The sequence below is a fragment of the Streptomyces sp. NPDC086147 genome, from assembly GCF_040702165.1.
In the GTDB taxonomy this organism is placed as follows: Bacteria; Actinomycetota; Actinomycetes; order Streptomycetales; family Streptomycetaceae; genus Streptomyces.
Map to the genome: position 1 here is coordinate 72,941 of NZ_JBFBJO010000023.1, position 18,880 is coordinate 91,820.

15 protein-coding genes are annotated in these 18,880 nt (G+C 74.3%); 8 read left to right on the forward strand and 7 right to left on the reverse strand.

The window, feature by feature from the left end; all coding sequences use genetic code 11:
• Nucleotides 1-34 precede the first annotated feature (34 nt).
• Nucleotides 35-403 carry a hypothetical protein gene (locus AB0398_RS30435; RefSeq protein WP_366378874.1) on the reverse strand — a complete coding sequence of 123 codons (369 nt, stop codon included), beginning with the start codon at nucleotides 401-403 and terminating at the stop codon, nucleotides 35-37.
• A 437-nt stretch (nucleotides 404-840) separates the two neighbouring features.
• Here AB0398_RS30435 and AB0398_RS30440 point away from each other — a divergent pair, with 437 nt between their 5' ends.
• Genes AB0398_RS30440 through AB0398_RS30455 form a run of 4 tightly spaced genes read left to right on the forward strand, consistent with a single transcriptional unit; the run spans nucleotide 841 to nucleotide 5,245 of the window.
• A complete protein-coding gene (locus AB0398_RS30440) occupies nucleotides 841-3,789 on the forward strand; it encodes a nitrate- and nitrite sensing domain-containing protein (protein WP_366378875.1) in 2,949 nt (982 codons plus the stop codon).
• The gene (locus AB0398_RS30445) at nucleotides 3,786-4,223 is read left to right on the forward strand and encodes a roadblock/LC7 domain-containing protein (protein WP_366378876.1); all 438 of its coding nucleotides are present in this window, start codon (nucleotides 3,786-3,788) and stop codon (nucleotides 4,221-4,223) included. Before AB0398_RS30440 ends, AB0398_RS30445 begins: the two co-directional genes overlap by 4 nt.
• A gap of 10 nt (nucleotides 4,224-4,233) precedes the next feature.
• On the forward strand, nucleotides 4,234-4,659 hold the full coding sequence (locus tag AB0398_RS30450) for a DUF742 domain-containing protein (protein ID WP_366378877.1): 426 nt from the start codon (nucleotides 4,234-4,236) through the stop codon (nucleotides 4,657-4,659).
• The gene (locus tag AB0398_RS30455) at nucleotides 4,640-5,245 is read left to right on the forward strand and encodes an ATP/GTP-binding protein (RefSeq protein ID WP_366378878.1); all 606 of its coding nucleotides are present in this window, start codon (nucleotides 4,640-4,642) and stop codon (nucleotides 5,243-5,245) included. The genes AB0398_RS30450 and AB0398_RS30455 overlap by 20 nt, the downstream gene beginning before the upstream one ends.
• Nucleotides 5,246-5,287: 42 nt before the next feature.
• On the opposite strand, the gene AB0398_RS30460 is transcribed toward AB0398_RS30455, so the two are convergent.
• Nucleotides 5,288-6,109: a M15 family metallopeptidase gene (locus tag AB0398_RS30460; RefSeq protein WP_366378879.1), complete on the reverse strand. Its 822-nt coding sequence runs from the start codon at nucleotides 6,107-6,109 to the stop codon at nucleotides 5,288-5,290.
• A 118-nt stretch (nucleotides 6,110-6,227) separates the two neighbouring features.
• Between AB0398_RS30460 and AB0398_RS30465 the strand changes: the two genes are divergently transcribed.
• Nucleotides 6,228-6,728, forward strand: coding sequence for an NUDIX domain-containing protein (locus AB0398_RS30465; RefSeq protein WP_366378890.1), 501 nt, complete (start codon nucleotides 6,228-6,230; stop codon nucleotides 6,726-6,728).
• Between the two features lie 110 nt (nucleotides 6,729-6,838).
• On the opposite strand, the gene AB0398_RS30470 is transcribed toward AB0398_RS30465, so the two are convergent.
• A complete protein-coding gene (locus AB0398_RS30470) occupies nucleotides 6,839-9,184 on the reverse strand; it encodes a glycoside hydrolase family 31 protein (protein ID WP_366378880.1) in 2,346 nt (781 codons plus the stop codon).
• A 214-nt stretch (nucleotides 9,185-9,398) separates the two neighbouring features.
• Between AB0398_RS30470 and AB0398_RS30475 the strand changes: the two genes are divergently transcribed.
• Complete coding sequence (locus tag AB0398_RS30475; RefSeq protein WP_366378881.1) at nucleotides 9,399-11,369, forward strand: acetoacetate--CoA ligase; 1,971 nt, start codon at nucleotides 9,399-9,401, stop codon at nucleotides 11,367-11,369.
• A gap of 49 nt (nucleotides 11,370-11,418) precedes the next feature.
• Here the strand turns inward: AB0398_RS30475 and AB0398_RS30480 are convergent, their stop codons facing one another.
• Nucleotides 11,419-12,513, reverse strand: a complete 1,095-nt coding sequence (locus AB0398_RS30480; RefSeq protein ID WP_366378882.1) for a CU044_5270 family protein — start codon at nucleotides 12,511-12,513, stop codon at nucleotides 11,419-11,421.
• Nucleotides 12,510-13,253 (reverse strand): RNA polymerase sigma factor, encoded by a 744-nt coding sequence (locus AB0398_RS30485; RefSeq protein WP_366378883.1) that lies wholly within the window; start codon nucleotides 13,251-13,253, stop codon nucleotides 12,510-12,512. Before AB0398_RS30485 ends, AB0398_RS30480 begins: the two co-directional genes overlap by 4 nt.
• 123 nt (nucleotides 13,254-13,376) lie before the next feature.
• Here AB0398_RS30485 and AB0398_RS30490 point away from each other — a divergent pair, with 123 nt between their 5' ends.
• Both AB0398_RS30490 and AB0398_RS30495 read left to right on the forward strand, forming a co-directional pair.
• Complete coding sequence (locus AB0398_RS30490) at nucleotides 13,377-15,080, forward strand: serine protease (RefSeq protein WP_366378884.1); 1,704 nt, start codon at nucleotides 13,377-13,379, stop codon at nucleotides 15,078-15,080.
• Nucleotides 15,081-15,239: 159 nt separating this feature from the next.
• Nucleotides 15,240-16,142: a hypothetical protein gene (locus AB0398_RS30495; RefSeq protein ID WP_366378885.1), complete on the forward strand. Its 903-nt coding sequence runs from the start codon at nucleotides 15,240-15,242 to the stop codon at nucleotides 16,140-16,142.
• An 81-nt stretch (nucleotides 16,143-16,223) separates the two neighbouring features.
• On the opposite strand, the gene ptsP is transcribed toward AB0398_RS30495, so the two are convergent.
• Together ptsP and AB0398_RS30505 are read right to left on the reverse strand one after the other, a co-directional pair.
• Entirely contained in the window at nucleotides 16,224-17,894 is a 1,671-nt protein-coding gene (gene ptsP / locus AB0398_RS30500; protein ID WP_366378886.1) for a phosphoenolpyruvate--protein phosphotransferase, read from the reverse strand.
• Nucleotides 17,895-17,974: 80 nt separating this feature from the next.
• Entirely contained in the window at nucleotides 17,975-18,424 is a 450-nt protein-coding gene (locus tag AB0398_RS30505) for a PTS glucose transporter subunit IIA (protein ID WP_366378887.1), read from the reverse strand.
• Nucleotides 18,425-18,880 lie beyond the last annotated feature (456 nt).

An 18,880-nucleotide genomic window follows, 5' to 3' on the forward strand; every position in this document is an offset into this window, starting at 1 on the left:
CAGGGGGCCGGGCCCTTCACCCGTTCTTCCTCGATCAGGCCGCCTCGGACAGCGGCGCCGCCTCCATCCGGCCCTCACCGTGCCGCGTCCGCAGCGACGGACGCGCCGTGCTGCTCGGCTCCGACACCACCCCGTTGCGCTGGCGCCACACCTGACGGGTGATCCAGACGTCGAGGACGCTCCAGGTGGCCACGATCGTCGAGGCCACCGCGGTGATGGTGATCGGGAAGGCCAGCCACGACCCCGCGAGGCTGCAGAAGAACGCCACCACCGCCTGGATGAGGGTCACCGATGTGATCATCACGGCCCGTACGGCGGCGTCGCGCACCGGATCGGGCATCCGCCGCCGGCCCCGCTCGTCCTCCACCCACAACTGTCCTGCCGACCGCGCCTCGTGTTCCATTGCCCTGTCACTCCCCACCACTGAACGACTTCAGGGACGGCTGCCCGTTGCGAGCGCCTTTACGCGGACAGAACCCTCCCCGCACCTATTGACGCACGCCAGAGGGAAAAGGTTTCGCCCCGCCCCGGGTGAAACGCGAGAACCCGTACGGGCGGAACGCACAGTTCCAGCCATCTCCCCAGGCCGGCGGAGTCACACGTCATCAGGTGTCCTGCGCCACAGTGGCCGACCCCAACTCCCCGAATAACAGGACATCTCATGATCGACGCTCACTCGACAGGCTGAAAATAGCCCGGACACACCTTCGGGATGGCCGCGATGCAGTAGTAGGCTCGCGCCGCCGTTTGTTGAAACTCAAGGTTGACGCCGTGTGTTGACGCCCGACGTCACGAAGTGAAGGACCCTCGCGACGAACGGGGGCCGAGCTGGGGGAGGCCATGCGCTTTCGCGGGAAGTCCATCCGCCGGAAGATCGTGGCGTTGCTGCTCGTACCGCTCGTCTCCCTCACCGGCCTGTGGGGCTTCGCCACCGTCCTCACCGGCCGCGAGGCCGACCAGCTCCTCGACGTCGGCTACATCGTCGACAAGGTCGGCTACCCCCTGGAGGACACCGCCCGGGTCATCCAGCTCGAACGCCGCCAGTCCCTCGTCTACCTCGCCGACCCCCGCGGCTCCGACGCCCTCGGCCGGCTCCAGGAGACCCGACGGGCCACCGACCGGCAGATCGCCCGCATCCGCGCCAACGCCGCCGAACCCGGCGTCCGCGAGGAGATGCGGCCCGTCACCGCCCAGCGGATCGACAGCCTCCTCGAAGCGCTCGACGGCCTCGAATCGATCCGCCGCTCCGTGGAGAACCGCGGCATCGGCCGCCTTCAGGCCCTCGAGTTCTACAACCGCCTCGTCGACCCCTGCTACAGCTTCCTCATCACCCTCCACGCCCTGGAGAACGTGGAGATGGACAAGCAGGGCCGCGCCCTCGTCGGCATCACCCGCGCCCGCGAACTCCTCTCCCGCGAGGACGCCCTCGTGCTCTCCGCGCTCGTCGCGGACCGCGTCACCGCCCCGGAGATCCGCGCGATGTCCGACCTGATCGCCAACCGGAAGCAGTTCTACGAGGTCAACCTCGAACTCCTGCCGGCCGCCGAGCGCGACCGCTTCGAGAAGTTCTGGCGCGGCCCCGAGACCCTGCCGCTGCGCACCGCCGAGAACGCCCTCCTCGAACAGGGCCCCACCGACAACCCGCGCGCCGTCACCGCCGCCCACTGGCAGGACAACGCGAGCCCCGTCCTCGACGTCCTGGCCCGCGAGAACACCGCGGCGGGCGACCGCTACCAGGAACGCGTCCAGCCCGCCGCCTACAGCGTCCTCCTCAAGGTCGGCGTCGCCGGAGTCCTCGGCTTCCTCGCCCTGCTCGCCTCGGTCGTCATCTCGGTCCGCATCGGCCGCGTCCTCGTCCGCGACCTGCGCCGTCTCCAGAAGGAGGCCCAGGAGGTCTCCGGAGTGCGCCTGCCCAGCGTCATGCGCAGGCTCGCCGCCGGCGAACACGTCGACGTCACCACCGAAGTCCCCCACCTCCGCTACGGGGAGGACGAGGTCGGCCAGGTCGGCCAGGCCCTCAACACCCTCCAGCGCGCCGCCGTCGAGGCCGCCGTCAAGCAGGCGGAGCTGCGCCGCGGCGTCTCCGAGGTCTTCGTCAACCTCGCCCGCCGCAACCAGGTCCTGCTCCACCGCCAGCTCACCCTCCTCGACACCATGGAGCGGCGCACCGAGGACACCGACGAGCTGGCCGACCTCTTCCGGCTCGACCACCTCACCACCCGCATGCGCCGGCACGCCGAGGGCCTCGTCATCCTGTCCGGCGCCGCCCCCTCCCGCCAGTGGCGCAAGCCCGTCCAGCTCATGGACGTCGTCCGCGCCGCCGTCGCCGAGGTCGAGGACTACGAGCGGATCGAGGTGCGCCGGCTGCCCCGCCTCGGCGTGGGCGGCCCCGCCGTCGCGGACCTCACCCACCTCGTCGCCGAACTCCTGGAGAACGCCACGGTGTTCTCGCCCCCGCACACCGCCGTCCAGGTGCTCGGCGAGCGGGTCGCCAACGGCTTCACGCTGGAGATCCACGACCGCGGCCTCGGCATGAACCCCGACGCCCTCCTCGACGCCAACCTCCGGCTCGCCGAGACCCCCGAGTTCGAGCTCTCGGACACCGACCGCCTCGGCCTCTTCGTGGTCAGCCGCCTCGCCCAGCGCCAGAACGTCCGGGTCTCGCTCCAGACCTCCCCGTACGGGGGGACCACCGCGGTCGTCTTCATCCCGGCCGCGCTGCTCACCGACGCGCCCGAGACGGAGGGCGCCGGCTTCCGCCTGGACCGCAAGGTCTCCGACCGCGCCGATGGCGACCCCGCCGCCCTGCCCACCCGCCGCCCGGCGCTCGCCAGGGTCCCCGACGTCACCAACGCCCCGCTCGACGGCCCCGTCGAGCTGGAGGCCCCGCTCGACGGCGACGACTTCGACGCGCTCCTCGACCGGTCCGCCGATCTCCTCGACGACACCGAGAGCGAGCGCGGCGGCCTCTTCAAGCCCCGGGACCGGCGCCGCACCGGCGGCCTCGCCCCCGCGGGCGAGCAGCACGACCAGGCCCCGGACCGGGCCGCCGCCGGCCGCGACGCGGAGGACGCCTCCGCCGACGGGGCCGCCCGCCGCCCCGTACCGCTGCCGCGCCGCCACACCCCGACGCTCGTCGTGGACCACGGCCGCCGCCTCGACGGCCCCGACCGCGCCCATCCGGCCCCCGGCCGGTCCCACCCGACCCCGGGCCGCCCGGCCACCGGCCCCGGCGGCAACGGTGGCGTCGGCGGCAACGGCGGTACCGGCCACGAGGACCGTCAGGGCCCCACCCTCGTCCCCGTCCGCCCGCAGGGCTCCGCCCGCCCGAACGGCGGCCCCGCACGCCCGGAGCCCTCCGCGCGCCCGGGAAGCCCCGTACAGCCGGCAGGCCCGGCACGACCGGAGGGCTCCGCACGCCCGCAGGGACCCGGCCGGCCGGAAGGCTCCGCACGCCCGCAGGGCACCGGCCGCCCGCAGACCTCCGTACCGCCCGCGGCCGACCCCGCCCCGCCGGAGGCCCCGGCCCCCGCCCTCTTCGACGGACTGCCCCGCCGCGTCCGTCAGGCCAGCCTCGCGCCCCAGCTCCGCGGGGCCGACCGCCCGGCCCCCCGCGACGGGGGGACCCGGAGCGCGCCCGAAGGCCGGGACTCCTTCGAGCGCGACGCCGAGGAGGTGCGCGCCCGGATGGCCGCCATGCAGCGCGGCTGGCAGCGCGGACGGCGGGACACCACCGACCCTGACGACCCGACAGCACCAGGAACGACACCCGAGGGGGACGGTCGATGACCGCACCGAACGCCGCAGCAACCAGCACGACCTCCGGAAACGGCGAACTGAACTGGCTCCTCGACGAGCTCGTCCAGCGCGTCGGCTCCATCCGGAAGGCCCTGGTGCTCTCCGGCGACGGTCTTCCCACCGGTGCCTCCCAGGACCTGACCCGCGAGGACGGCGAGCACCTGGCCGCCGTCGCCTCCGGCTTCCACAGCCTCGCCAAGGGCGTCGGCCGCCACTTCGAGGCCGGCAAGGTCCGCCAGACGGTCGTCGAACTGGAGGACGCCTTCCTCTTCGTCACGGCCGCCGGCGACGGCAGCTGCCTGGCGGTGCTCGCGGACGCCGACTCCGACGTCGGCCAGGTCGCCTACGAGATGACGCTGATGGTGAAGCGGGTCGGGGCCCACCTCGCGACGGCCCCCCGGACCGGACTGCCCTCGGGAGGGTGAGTGGGACGGCATGAGTGACGAAGCCGAGCGGACCCCGACGGCGGAGGAGCGGACCCCGCGCCCCCACCACTGGTTCGACGACGAGGCCGGACCGGTGGTCCGCCCGTACGCGATGACCCGCGGCCGGACGAGCGCCGCCACCCGCCACCGGCTCGACCTGATCGCGGTGGTCGTTCCCGAGCCCGCCGCCGAAGACCCCGGCCGGGACCAGACGCTCTCCCCGGAACACGTGGAGATCGTCGAACGCTGCTCCGAGCAGCCCCAGTCGATCGCCGAGCTCGCCGCCGGACTCGACCTCCCCGTAGGGGTGGTCAGGGTCCTCGTCGGCGACCTCGTCGAGGACGAACTCGTCCACGTGACCCGCCCCGTTCCGCCGGCCGAGCTGCCGGACGTGAACATCCTCCGCGAGGTGATCAATGGCCTTCGGGCGCTCTAGCCGCACCAAGCCCTTCGTCGAACCGGTGACCCTGAAGATCCTCGTCGCCGGCGGGTTCGGGGTGGGCAAGACGACCTTGGTGGGCGCGGTCAGCGAGATCAGGCCCCTGCGGACCGAGGAGATGCTGAGCGAGGCGGGGCGGCCCGTCGACGACCTCAACGGCGTCGAGACCAAGACGACCACCACGGTCGCCATGGACTTCGGCCGGATCACGCTGCGCGAGGACCTCGTCCTGTACCTGTTCGGCACCCCCGGCCAGGACCGCTTCTGGTTCCTCTGGGACGAACTGGCCCAGGGGGCCCTGGGCGCGATCGTCCTCGCGGACACCCGCCGCCTGGAGGACAGCTTCGCGGCCATCGACTACTTCGAGCGGCGCGGCATCCCGTTCACGGTGGCCGTCAACTGCTTCGAGGGCGCCCAGCGGTTCCCCGCCGAGAGCGTGCGCGGAGCCCTCGACCTCGACCCCGAGGTCGAGCTGGTCATGTGCGACGCCCGGGACCGCGAGTCCGTGAAGAACGTCCTCGTGGCGGTCGTCGAGCACGCCCTCATCCTCGCCGACCGCACCCACGCGGCCGTCACCTCCTGACCCTCCGGTGGAGGGCCCGGCAGGGGCCCTCCACCGGGAGGTTCAGTGCCCCGCCACTGACCTCCGCGCCACCGGGAAGTCGAAGAAGGTGTCGGGGAACGGCTCGGGCCTGAACGTGAAGTGCCACCACTCCTCCGGCAGGTTCACGAACCCCTGCTCGGCGAGCACCCCCTTGAGCAGCTGCCGGTTGGCCCGCTGCACGCCCGTGATCCGGGGGTCGTCGGTGTGCGAGCGCGTGTCGAAGCAGTCGTAGCCCGTCCCCATGTCCACGGAGCTGTCGGGGAACCGCTCCGCCTTCGGCGCGTAGCACTCCACGAGCCTCTCGCCCGGCCGGTACGGGCGCGTGGGCGCCGCGGGCAGCCGCACGATCGTCAGGTCCACGGTCGAGCCCCGGCTGTGCCCGGACTTCTCCGCGATGTAACCGTCCGCGAACAGCCGGGACTTGTCGACGAGCGGATAGAACTCCTTCTTCATCCGCTCGTCCTCCAGATCCTTCGCCCACCGCACGAAGTGGTCGACGGCCCGCTGCGGCCGGTAGCAGTCGTACACCTTCAGCGTGTATCCCCGGGCGAGCAGCCGCACCTGCGCCCGGTGCAGCGCCTCCGCCGCCGACCGGGTCAGGACGCACAGCGGCTGCCGGTAGCCGTCCACCCGCTCGCCGGTGAAGTTGTGCGCCGTCGTGTAGCGCATCTCCTGGACGATCGTCCGGTCCACGGAGTCGAGGGCCACGAACTCCCGTGGCGCCCGGGGCTCCGGCGCGGCCGACGCCGGGGGAGGGGCGGTGAGGACGGAGCCGGTGAGGGCGAGCAGCCCGGCGGCGGCCGTGACGGAGAGGGTACGGAGAGCGCAGACGAGTCCTGTCATGGGCACCGTCTACCAGTTCCGGCAGCGCCGGGAAAGGGCGATCGCATACGGTCGGGCCGTGAAGCACCCGACCGCGCAGCACCCGACCGTGAGGGACCCGGCCGTGACCGACTCGACCGTGCAGGACTCCCACTGCTCCTTCTGCGGCGCCGCCCACTCCGCCGGCGCGGGCTGGCCCCGCACCTGCCCGGGCTGCGGCCGCACCGCCTACCGCAACCCGCTGCCCGTCGCCGTCGCCCTCCTGCCCGTCACGGACGCGGACGGCACGGGGCTCGTCGTCATCACCCGCACCATCGAGCCCCGGCGGGGCGGGATCGCGCTCCCCGGCGGCTTCATCGACCACGGCGAGGACTGGCGCGTCGCCGTCGTCCGCGAACTGCGCGAGGAGACCGGCATCGAGGCCGCCGCCGGGGAGGTCCGCCTCGCCGACGCGCTGAGCTCCCCGGCCGGGCACCTCCTCGTCTTCGGCCTCCTCCCGCCCCGCCCGGCCTCCTCCCTGCCCGCCTCGGTCCCGACCGACGAGACCAGCGGCCACCACCTGCTCCGGGCCCCGGGGGACCTGGCCTTCCCCCTCCACACCGAGGCGGCGCGGAAGTGGTTCGCGGGGGAGTACGGCTGAGGGGGGGCGGTCCCGCACCGGGACGGCCCCGCCTCGGAGCCCCCGCCCCACAACCGCACCGGGACGGCCCCGCCTCGACGCCCCCGTAACCGCACCGGGGCAATCCCCCCTCAGAGCCCCCGCACCCGCACCGGCAGCCCCGCCTCCGCCACCCCGTCGTCCGTCACCCGCTCCACCACCACCCGCCCGTCCACCAGGCGCGACTGGTACCGCTCGATCTCGGCCGGTTCCCAGCCGTCCCCCGTGTCCCGTACGACGAGCCCTCCGCCCGTCCGCCCGGCGGCGGGCGCCCACACCTCCAGGACCTGACCGCTTTCCTCGCCCCGCACCGGGAGCACCGCCCCCGCCCGGGCCAGGACGGGCACCCGCGACGGCGGCGCGTCGAGCAGCACCTGCCCGGGCCCCTCGTACGCCCGCCCCGTCGCCGTGTCGTACCAGCGTCCGCGCGGCAGCCGCACCGCCCGCCGGTCGGCGCCGGGCGTCAGGACCGGGGCCACGAGCAGCGAGTCGCCGAGCAGGAACGCGTCCTCGCAGTCCCGCAGCGCCCGGTCCTCCGGCGTCCCCCACCACACCGGCCGGACGTACGGCGCGCCCGTCATCCGGGCGAGCCGCGCCAGGGTCGTGAAGTACGGCCGCAGCCGCTCCCGTTCGGCCAGTGCCACGCGCGCGTACTCCGCGATGTCGGGCCCGAACTCCCACGGCTCGTGCGGCCCGGGGCCGGTCCCCGCGCGCGTGCGGAACAGCGGGAGCCACGCCGCCAGCTGGTACCGGCGCAGGAACAGCTCCGGCGACGCCCCGCCGGAGCCCGTCACGTCCGGCCCCGAGTACGGCACCCCGCACAGCCCGAGGCCCAGGACCAGGGAGAGCGAGGCCCGCAGCCCCGGCCACCCCTCCGGCACCCCGTCGGCCCAGGTCCCCCCGTACCGCTGCGTCCCCGCCCAGCCGGAGCGCGACAGGAGGAAGGGCCGCTCGTCGGGCCGCAGCCGGCGCAGCCCCTCGTACCCGGCGCGGGCCATCTCCAGGCCGTACACGTTGTGCGCCTCCCGGTGACCGCCGCCCCGGCCGTCCAGCGCGTACCGGGCCGAACGCGGCAGCGCCGGGCCGCCGAACGGGACGGACGGGACCGGTCCGTCCGGATCGTGCGCCACGCCGGAGAAGCCCTGCCGGATCCGCTCCTCGTACAGACCGCCCCACCACTTCCGCACCGCCGGATCGGTGAAGTCCGGACGGACGCACCCGGCCGTCCCGCGGACCTCGTCGCCCCGGGCGTCCCGGACGAAGCCGTCCACCGCGCGCCCGCCGTCGTACACCGGGTCCCCGGGCTCCGCCCGCACCGCCGGGTCCACGGCCGCCACCAGCCGCACGCCCTCCTCCCGCAGCTCCTCCGCCAGCGCGGGCAGATCGGGGAACCCCTCCCGGTCCACCGTGAACGCCCGCCGCCCGTCCCGGTGGCCGGCGCCCAGGTGGACGGCGGACAGCGGAAGGCCGTGCTTCCGGTGCGCCTCCACCGCTCTCCGCACCTCCGCCGCGCCGCCGGAGCCCTCGCGCGCGTGCTGCGGGCCGAGCGCCCAGGACGGCGGAAGCGCGGGCGCCCCCGTGAGCGCCGCCCAGCCGTGCAGCACGCGCGCGGGGGTGCCGACCACGACCCAGCAGCGCAGCGGACCGCCCTCCATGCGGACCTCGCCGGTCCCCGGCCGGTCGTGCCCGGACCCGGCGCCCTCCTCGCCCTCGGACAGGGTGATCCGGCCGTCCCAGGAGTTGTCGTGGAACACCAGGTGCGTACCGGCGTCCGAGACGACGAACTGCACGGGCATCGCGAGGTGCGGCGGGCCGCCCCCGGGGCCGGGACGCCCCGGGGGAGCCGCGTTCCACAGCCGGTACGAGCCGTCCCGCAGCCGCGCCCCGCCCGACCGCCCGCCGAGCCCGAAGAACCGCGCGTCGGCCGGCACCTCGCTCCGCTGCACCCAGCGCGCCGCCCCGGACGGCCCCGCGTCCACCGGCTCCCACCAGCGCGGCGGCAGGTCCCGCCGGAGCATCAGCCCGCCCGGCGTCCGGACCTCCACCGCCCCGTGCCGGGAGACCGCCACCGTCACCCGTTCCGACACGACCCGCCAGCCGCCGTCCGTGTCCGGCTCCAGGGCCGCCCGGGGGTCCGGCTCGGGGGCCTCACCGGCCAGCGCGTACGAGGGCAGCGGCCCGGCCCCGTCCCACCCCCAGAACACCGTGCCGCCCGCCGACACGCACAGCCGCAGCGAGGACCGCGCGAACCGGATCGTCCCCCCGCCCGGCGCGGACTCCGCCGCCTCCGCGAGCCCCGGCACCCGGGCCCGCTCCGCGCCCCTCGGCGGCGTCCCCCACGCGTCCGTACGGCGCCGCCGCCACGCCGACCGCACCGTCCGCAAGCCCTCCACCGAACCGAACACCTTCATCGAACGCAGCAGTTCACGACCGTCCATGCGGCTCACCCTGCCACCCGCGAAAGGCGCCACGAGCCGCGTTCAACTGCCGTTCACCCGTGGTGGGAGCACATATTCAACTACCGGACCATGGGCGGGCGGCCCTGGTGCGAAAGACGATCACATGGCATCGTCCTGTCAGCCGCGTCGCGCGCACACCCCAGCACGTGCGCGGGACACACGCAGACCCCGCGTACAGCCAGGGAGCCGCCCCATGACATCAGCGCAGACCGAGCCGCTCTGGCAGCCGGACGAGGAACGCATCGCCACGGCCGCCGTCACCCGTTTCCAGTCCTGGGCGGCCGAACACCACGGGGCCCCGGCCGAGGGCGGGTACCCGGCCCTCCACCGCTGGTCGGTCGAGGAGCTCGAAGCGTTCTGGCGGGCGGTCGCCGAGTGGTTCGACATCCGCTTCTCCACCCCCTACGAGCGCGTCCTCGGCGACCGCTCGATGCCCGGCGCCGAGTGGTTCCCCGGGGCCACCCTCAACTACGCCGAGCACGCCCTGCGCGCCGCCGACGAGCGCCCCCACGACACGGCCCTGCTCCATGTGGACGAGACACATGAGCCCGCGCCGACGACCTGGGCCGAGCTCCGCCGCCAGGTCGGCTCCCTCGCCGCCGAGCTGCGCGCCCTCGGCGTGCGCCCCGGCGACCGGATCAGCGGCTACCTGCCCAACGTCCCGCAGTCCGTCGTGGCCCTCCTCGCCACCGCCGCCGTCGGCGGCGTGTGGACCTCCTGCGCCCCGGACTTCGGCGCCCGCAGCGTCCTCGACCGCTTCCAGCAGGTCGAGCCGGTCGTCCTCTTCACCGTCGACGGCTACCGTTACGGCGGCAAGGAGCACGACCGCCGCGACACCGTGGCCGAACTGCGCGCCGAGCTCCCGACCCTCCGCGCCGTCGTCCACATCCCCCTCCTCGGCACCCCGGCCCCCGAGGGCACCCTCGCCTGGGACGACCTGGTCGCCGCCGACACCGCGCCGGTCTACGAGCAGGTCCCCTTCTCCCACCCGCTGTGGGTCCTCTACTCCTCCGGCACCACCGGCCTGCCGAAGGCGATCGTCCAGTCCCAGGGCGGCATCCTCGTCGAGCACGTCAAGCAGCTCGGCCTGCACTGCGACCTCGGCCCCGACGACGTGTTCTTCTGGTACACCTCCACCGGCTGGATGATGTGGAACTTCCTCGTCTCCGGCCTGCTCACCGGCACGACGATCGTCCTGTACGACGGAAGCCCGGGCTACCCCGACACCGCCGCCCAGTGGCGCGTCGCCGAACGCACCCGCGCCACCCTGTACGGCACCTCCGCCGCCTACGTGATGGCCTGCGCCAAGGCGGACGTGCACCCCGGCCGGGACTTCGACCTCTCGGCCGTGAAGTGCGTCGCCACCACCGGCTCCCCGCTGCCCCCCGACGGCTTCCGCTGGCTCCACGACGAGGTCCGCGAGAACCTCTGGATCGCCTCCGTCAGCGGCGGCACGGACGTCTGCTCCTGCTTCGCCGGCGCCGTCCCCACCCTCCCCGTCCACATCGGCGAGCTCCAGGCGGCGGGCCTCGGCACCGACCTCCAGGCCTGGGACCCCTCCGGCAAGCCCCTCGTCGACGAGGTCGGCGAACTCGTCGTCACCAACCCCATGCCGTCCATGCCGATCCACTTCTGGAACGACCCCGACGGCAGCCGCTACCGCGACAGCTACTTCGAGATGTTCCCGGGCGCGTGGCGCCACGGCGACTGGATCACGATCACCGGCCACGGCTCGGTCGTCATCCACGGCCGCTCCGACTCCACCCTCAACCGGCAGGGCGTCCGGATGGGGAGCGCCGATATCTACGAGGCCGTCGAACGCCTCCCGGAGATCCGCGAGTCCCTCGTCATCGGCCTGGAGGAACCGGACGGCGGCTACTGGATGCCGCTCTTCGTCCACCTCGTGGAGGGCGCCACCCTGGACGAGGAGCTGATCGCCCGCATCAAGCGGACCATCCGCTCCGAACTCTCCCCGCGCCACGTCCCCGACGAGATCATCGAGGTCCCGGGCGTCCCGCACACCCTCACCGGCAAGCGCATCGAGGTCCCGGTCAAGCGGCTCCTCCAGGGCACCCCGCTCGCCAAGGCAGTCAACGCCGGCTCGGTCGACGACCTCGGCCTCCTCCACTTCTACGAGACCCTGGCCGCCAACCGCCGCGCCTAGGGCGTGCCCGGGGCCCCGATCCACCCGGATCGGGGCCCCGGGCGTTCCCCTAGCCCTTCGGCAGCTCGCCGGGCGCGGCGGCGGCCCCCTTCACGAGCACCGCCGACACCCCGAGGACGGTGCCCGCCCGCCCGGCCGGCGTGGTCCCGGCGAGGACGGTCCGCTCCCCGAGGAACGTCGACGTCGTACGGTCGAAGATCCACTGCGTCTGCTCGCCGCGGGCGGTACGGGCCACGGCGACGCCCTCGCGTCCGGCCGCGTCGGTCGCGGACGGCAGCACGGCCACACCGGGGATCAGGGCTGCGGCCCGGTACAGCGCGGCGGTGACCTCCGGGGGAGCCCAGGTCTCGGCCAGCAGCGTCCCGATCGCGGTGAACGCCCGCTGGTCGGCGTCGCCCCCGGGCCCTCCGGTCTCCCCGGACCCCCGGGTCTGCTCGCGGACCAGCCGCAGCAGCGCCTCCGGATCCGTGGGAAGCGCCGCCACGTACGCGTGCGTCGGGTTCGTGACGGACGGCGCCTCCGCCCCGAGGACGGTCTTCCGGGGTACGGCCCCGGGGCGGTCCAGCTCGTACACGGGCGCCCGGGAGCCGAGCGGAGTGTCGGCGGACCCCGCCTCGCGCAGCAGACCGGGACGGCTGCCGTCGACCGAGAGCCACACCTCGCGCGCGCGTGCGGACGGCAGCACGGCGGGGCCGCCAGCCGCGTCGCGCCCCGCGTGTGCGACGAGGCTCTTCACGTAGACGTACTCTCCGGGCCGCACCTTCGGCGCGGGCGCGGCGGCCGCGGCGAGCGCCGCGCGGGAGAGGAACCGCACGGCGTCGGACGAGGCCGGCGGCCCGGCCGAGACCCGGCCCGGCGGCCCGGCCGGTCCCTCCCCGGGCGCGAGCACGACGACACCGGCGAGGACCGCGCAGGCCGCCACGGGCACGGCGAGCAGACGGAGCGGAAACCTCCGGCGCGACCGGACGACCGGACCGCCGTCCCCGGCGGCCAGGGCGGACCGCAGGACGGCGTGCCGCAGGTCGAGGATCCGCTCCGGCGCCGGTTCGGGCACCGGCGGCGGGGGCAGCAGCTCGACGAGCTCGGCCCGCAGGAGCGCGTCCGCGTCGGCGCCGCGCGGCGGGCGGGGGGTGAAGGCGTTCATGCCTGCTTCTCCGGATTCGATCGGGACGGGAGGGGACCTGCTGCCGGTACGCACGGCGGTACGGACCGACGTGCGGGTGTGGGCGTGGACGCGGGCGTGTGCGCGTGCGTGACTGTGGGCGCGGGTCCGCGCCCACCGGCCGGGTCGGCGCGTCCGCTCGCCCGGACGGCCACGGCGGCGGCGGCGGACCGCTCCCGCCGCCGCGCCGCCCTCAGCTCGGCGTCCGCGAGCTTCCGCAGCCGTTCACGGGCCCGGGACAGCCGGGAGCGGACGGTCCCGACCGGGACGCCGAGCGCCTCGCCGGCCGCGGCGTAGTCCAGACCGGCCCACACCACGAGCGTGAAGACCTCGCGCTCGCGCCGCCGGAGCCCGCCGAGCGCGACGCGGGCGGCCCGTACCTGCTCCCCGTCCGTCATCCGGGCGAGGACGTCGTCGGCGAAGTCCGGCAGGACGCCGCGCTCGGGGAGCCGGGCGAGGGCCGCGTCCCGCCGCCGGGCCTCGCGGGCGGCGCCGCGCATGATGTTGGTCGCGATCCCGAGCAGCCACGGACGCAGGCTCCCGCCGTCCGCGTGCACCTTCCCGCGACAGCGCCACGCTTCCAGGAAGGCGGCGGAGACGACGTCCTCCGCGGCCGCCCGGTCCCCGCACACCCGGAACGCGTAGTGGTACAGCACGCGTGCGTGCTCGTCGTACGCCTCCCCGAGCGCCGAGGGGTCCCCGGCACGGAAACGATCTCTCATAGGTGATTCCACAACTGGCACTGGACGGCGGTTCGTCCTGGTTCCCGTGACCTGGGCCACACCCCTCCCGCCGCTGTGGCCCAGGTCACGGGAACGCCCCCGCCGCCGCGATCAGTGCTGAGCATGAACGATTCCCCGGCCCTCGGCCGCACGACGACACCCGCCCGCACGACGACTTCCGCTCCTACGACGCCCCCCGGCCGTACGACGACCGCCGACCGCACGCCTCCCGCCCGCACCACGCCCCCCGCCCGCACGGCGACGTCCCGCCGCACGGCCCTCCGGGCCCTCGCCCTCGCCGGAGTCCTCTCCGGCATGACGCTCTCCGCGCCGCCCTCGACCGCCTTGGCGGCGGCCCGCGCCCCCGAGACGTACACCCTGACGATCCGTCACCTCGACCGCGAGGGCGCCGCCACCGACGCGTACCGGACCCATGTCACCGGCATCTCGGGCCCCGGCGCCTCCGAGGAGGTCGCGCCCCACGACGACTCCGGCACGGTCACCGTCCGCCTCCCCAGGGGCCGCTACCTGCTCGACTCCACCGTGGTCGGGCGCGAGGAGGGCTCCGGAACCGACTGGATCGTCCAGCCCCGCCTGGACCTGGACCGCGACACCACGGTCACCGTCGACGCCCGCACGACCGCCCCGGTGGACGTCCGCCCCCGGGACGCGAAGGCCCGCTTCCTCAGCAGCCTCGGCTTCGTCGAGGTCACCCACGGCGGCACGACCCGCTCCGCGAACATCCTGGCCGCCCCCGGCCTGCGGATCGCCCACCTCGGTCCCGACGCCGAGCCGGGCTCCGTCAAGGAGTGGTTCGACACGTACTGGGCCGGCGAGACCACCGACTACGCCCTCGGCTACACCTTCACCTCCTCGCGCGCCCTGACCGGTCTCGTCCGCCACCCGGCCCCCTCCTCCCTCGCCACCGTCGAGGTCCGCCGCGCGGCCCCGAAAGGCGAGACCGGGACCGCGTTCGTCTCCGTCCAGCCCGGCGCGGGCCCCACCGTCGGCATCTCCCAGCCCCTCCGGCCGCACGGCACCGCGACCGTGCTCGTCACCCCTGAGCGGGGCCGGTGGAACGTCGAGTACGAAGGCCCCGCCGCCTCCGGGACGAAGCCGAACCGGTACGCCGTGAACGGGCTCGCGGTGCGCGCGGGCGCCACCACCACCCACACCTTCGACAACCCCGTCTTCGGCCCCGCCCTCGACACCGCGCCCGGCGCCCGCCCGGCCGGCGTCCGCGACGGCGCCACCCTCTCCCTCGACGTCCCGCTGCTCGCCGACGGCGAGGGCCACGCGCCGAGCGTGCCGCGCTTCCGGGCCGCCACCACCACGCTCCACCGGGACGGGGTCCTGATCGGCACCCGCCGGGGCGAGCCCGGCCGGGGCACGTTCACCACCACCCCGGGAGCGGCCTCGTACCGGCTGACCGCCACCGCGACCCGCGGCGACGGCAGGACGCCGGGCGGACGCGTCACCGCGGCCTGGACTTTCACCTCGACCGCGACCGCCCGCCCGGCCGCGCTCCCCCTCAGCACCGTCCGTTTCGCCCCGGCCCTCGGCCTCGACGGCACCGCCCCGGCGGACGCCCCAGTCCGCGTGCCGGTCACCGTCCAGGGCGCGGCGGCCGGTTCCGGCGTCCGCTCCCTGACCGTCTCGGTGTCGACCGACGACGGCACCACCTGGACCCGCGTCCCCGTCACCGACGGCCGGGCCGCCGTCCGCAACCCCGCCGCCGGGCGGTCCGTCTCGCTCCGCGCCGAACTCACCGACACGAAGGGCAACACCCTCACCCAGACCCTGACGGACGCCTACCGCACCCCCTGAACGACCCGACCGTTCCGGAACGCGCCGGGGAGGCACCCTCTCCGGCGCCTTCCGCCGTCGCCCCCGCACAGGGCCTGCCCGACGCCTCCCCGAACCGTCACTGTCAGTGGCGAACGTTACGGTGAGTGAGCAATGATCGGACCGTCACCAGGGGGAGACATGACACGGACCGGAACCACATCGACGAACCTCGGCCGCGCCCTGCGCCGCGAAGTCCCCAGCACCGTCGGACTCCTCGCCGACGAGCAGGACTTCGCGGCCATGCGCCGCTACCGCACGTTCCTCTTCGACGACCACACCACCTACCTGCGCCAGATCGAGAAGCTCCTCAAGACCCTCGCCCGGCAGGGCGGCCACACCACCGTCACCCTCTTCGACCCCGAGGAGTACGCGGCCTGGTGCGCCGAGACCGCCACCGACCCCGACCTGCCCGCGAGCCGCAGCCTCTTCACCGCCCACCTCGCCGCCACCGGAGCCCGCGTCACCTACACCCGGCAGCCCCTCGCCGCCCTCCTGCCCGAACTCGTCGACACCGCCGTCCGCCAGGCCACCTGGGAGTACGCCACCACCGTCCTCGCCACCGCCGGAGACTGCGCGAGCTGCGGCAAGGACATCGGCAAAGCCGCCTACGAGCGGGCCGCCCGCCTGCTCGCCCGCCTCCTCGAAGCCGCTGGCCCCGGCGCCCACCACCTCGTCTGCAGCGTCCCCGCCGCCGACGACCAGCTCCTCGCCGTCCTCCACGCCGACGGCACCACACCGCCCGAGGACCCCGACGGCGCCGGATCCGCCGCAGAGTTCACCGCCGTCCTCGCCGCCGGCATCGCCCTCTCCGCCCCCGGCGGACTCGTCCTGCGCACCACCGCCCCCGACACCCCCGACCGCCTCCACGGCTGGCGCCTCACCGACGGCACCCTGACCCCGCTCACCGAGGCCGAGGTCTTCTCCGCCTACTGCACCGACGCCCGCACGGGAGAACCCCTCTCCCCGGAACCCGGCGTCGAGTACCGCGCCGGCTTCCCCCTCGCCCCCGGCCCCGACGACGACTGGACCACCCACCACTGACCACCGGCCCCGCACACGACGAAGGGGATCCCCGCCACCTCCGTGACGGAAAGCCCCTTCGTCGCAGCCCATCTCAGGGGATCACTCCCCGGACAGCACCGCCTGCGCGGCCAGCCGCGCCTCGTGCGCGGTGTCCGCGGCACGCGCCGCGGCCGCGGCCCGCTCGCACTGCGCCAGCGTGTACTTGGCCAGCGTCGCCCGTACGTACGGAATCGACGCCGCGCCCATGGAGAGGGAGGTGACGCCAAGACCCGTCAGCACACACGCGAGCAGCGGATCCGAGGCGGCCTCGCCGCAGACGCCACAGCTCTTGCCCTCGGCCTTGGCCGCCTCGGCGGACAGCGCCACCAGGTCGAGCAGCGCCGGCTGCCACGGGTCCTGGAGCCGGGACACCGCACCGACCTGACGGTCGGCCGCGAAGGTGTACTGCGCCAGGTCGTTGGTGCCCAGCGACAGGAACTCGACCTCCTGGAGGATCGAGCGCGCCCGCAGCGCGGCCGAGGGGATCTCGACCATCGCACCGAACTTCGCCCGCAGCCCCGCCTCGCGGCAGGCGTCGGCGAACGCCTTCGCGTCCGTACGGTCGGCCACCATCGGCGCCATGACCTCGAGGTACACGGGCAGGCCCTCGGCCGCCTTCGCGAGCGCGGACAGCTGCGTCCGCAGCACCTCCGGGTGGTCGAGCAGAGACCGCAGTCCCCGCACGCCCAGCGCCGGGTTCGGCTCGTCCGCCGGCGTCAGGAAGTCCAGCGGCTTGTCGGCGCCCGCGTCGAGGACCCGCACGACGACGCGCCCCTCGGGGAACGCCTCCAGGACCTGGCGGTAGGCCTCGACCTGCTTCTCCTCGGACGGCGCCCTCTTGCTGTCGTCCAGGAAGAGGAACTCCGTACGGAACAGGCCGACGCCCTCCGCACCGGCCTCCACCGCCGCCGGCACGTCCGCCGGACCGCCGACGTTGACCAGCAGCGGCACCTTGTGCCCGTCCGAGGTCGCGCCAGGACCGGTGGACGTGGCCAGCGCGGCCCTGCGCTCGGCGGCGGCCTTCGTCAGCTCCGCCTTCTTGTCCTCGCTCGGGTCCACGAAGAGCTCACCGGTGGAGCCGTCGACCGCGATGAGCGTGCCCTCGGCCAGTTCGCCCGCACCCGGCAGTGCCACGATGGCAGGCACGCCCAGGGCCCGCGCGAGGATCGCGCTGTGGCTGGTCGGCCCGCCCTCCTCGGTCACGAAACCGAGCACGAGCGTCGGGTCGAGCAGCGCCGTGTCGGCGGGCGCCAGGTCCCGAGCGATCAGCACGTACGGCTCGTCGCTGTCCGGCACGCCCGGCATCGGCACGCCGAGCAGCCGCGCGACGATCCGGTTCCGCACGTCGTCCAGGTCCGCGACCCGGCCCGCCATGTACTCGCCGGCCCCGGCGAGCAGCTCGCGGTAGTGCGAGAAGGCGTCGTAGATACCGCGCTCGGCCGTGCTGCCGACCGCGATCCGGCGGTCCACGTCGGCGATGAGCTCCGGGTCCTGGGCGATCATCGCCTGGGCCTCCAGCACCGCCTGGGCCTCGCCGCCGGCCAGATTGCCCCGGGCGATCAAGTCCGCGGCCACGGCCTCCACGGCCTGACGGGCACGCCCCTGTTCGCGCTCCGCCTCCTCGGCCGGAATCGACTTGGCCGGCGGCTCCAGAACCGCAGTGCCCATGTGCCGGACCTCGCCGATCGCCACTCCGTGGCTGACGCCGACGCCTCGCAGCGTTGTCTCCATCTCACCCGTCTCCGATTGAGCGACGACCCCGGCCGTCGCGTTGAATGTCGAACTCGCGGTCGTCACAGCGGACGAACCGGCTAGTTCCAGCCGAAGAGGTGGTCGCCGGCCTTCACGTCGCCGTCCTCGGCGACGTCGGAGAGCGAATCCGCGGTGGCCTCCAGGGCCACGACGGGACAGATGGGGGACTTGCCGGCGGCCTCGACCGCGGCGGGGTTCCAGCGCACGACGGCCTGTCCGCGCGTCACGGTGTCACCCTTGTTCGCGAGCAGCTCGAAGCCCTCTCCGTTGAGCTGGACGGTGTCGATGCCGAGGTGCGTCAGCACACCGTGTCCTTCGGAGTCGACGACGACGAAGGCGTGCGGGTGCATGGAGACGATGACCCCGTCGACGGGGGAGACGGCCTCGGAGGGCTCACGTACGGGATCGATGGCGGTACCGGGGCCGACCATCGCACCGGAGAAGACCGGGTCGGGAACTGCGGCGAGACCGATGGCACGGCCGGCGAGCGGCGAGGTCACGGTTGTCATGGGAAGCCTCCCAGGGGCGGAGATTGTGTGGCGCCGTCACTACCTGTCCTGGACGGCGAGCTGTTCAGAAGCGTATGTCATGAGAAGTCCCGGTTCCGCCCGAGACGTACCAGTTGGACGGAGCTAGGGACCACCGGCGACGGTTTGCGTCTACTGACGGTGGGATGTACTGTCGTACTCCTGCCTGACCCCAATGCGGCCTTGAGCCGCGGGTCGGCAGCACCTATCAAGCCAGATCCTAACCCCAGTGGTCTACACCTCTGCGTGCTCGCAGCGGGACGTGGTCAGGGGGACCGAGAAAGCCTGGTAATGTTTGAACCGCCGGAAGGGCCCGGAGCGAAAGCGAAGGGGCCGGAAAGCGCCGGGGAAATCGGATCGGAAAGATCTGATAGAGTCGGAAACGCAAGACCGAAGGGAAAAGCCCGGAGGAAAGCCCGGAAGGGTGAGTACGAAGGA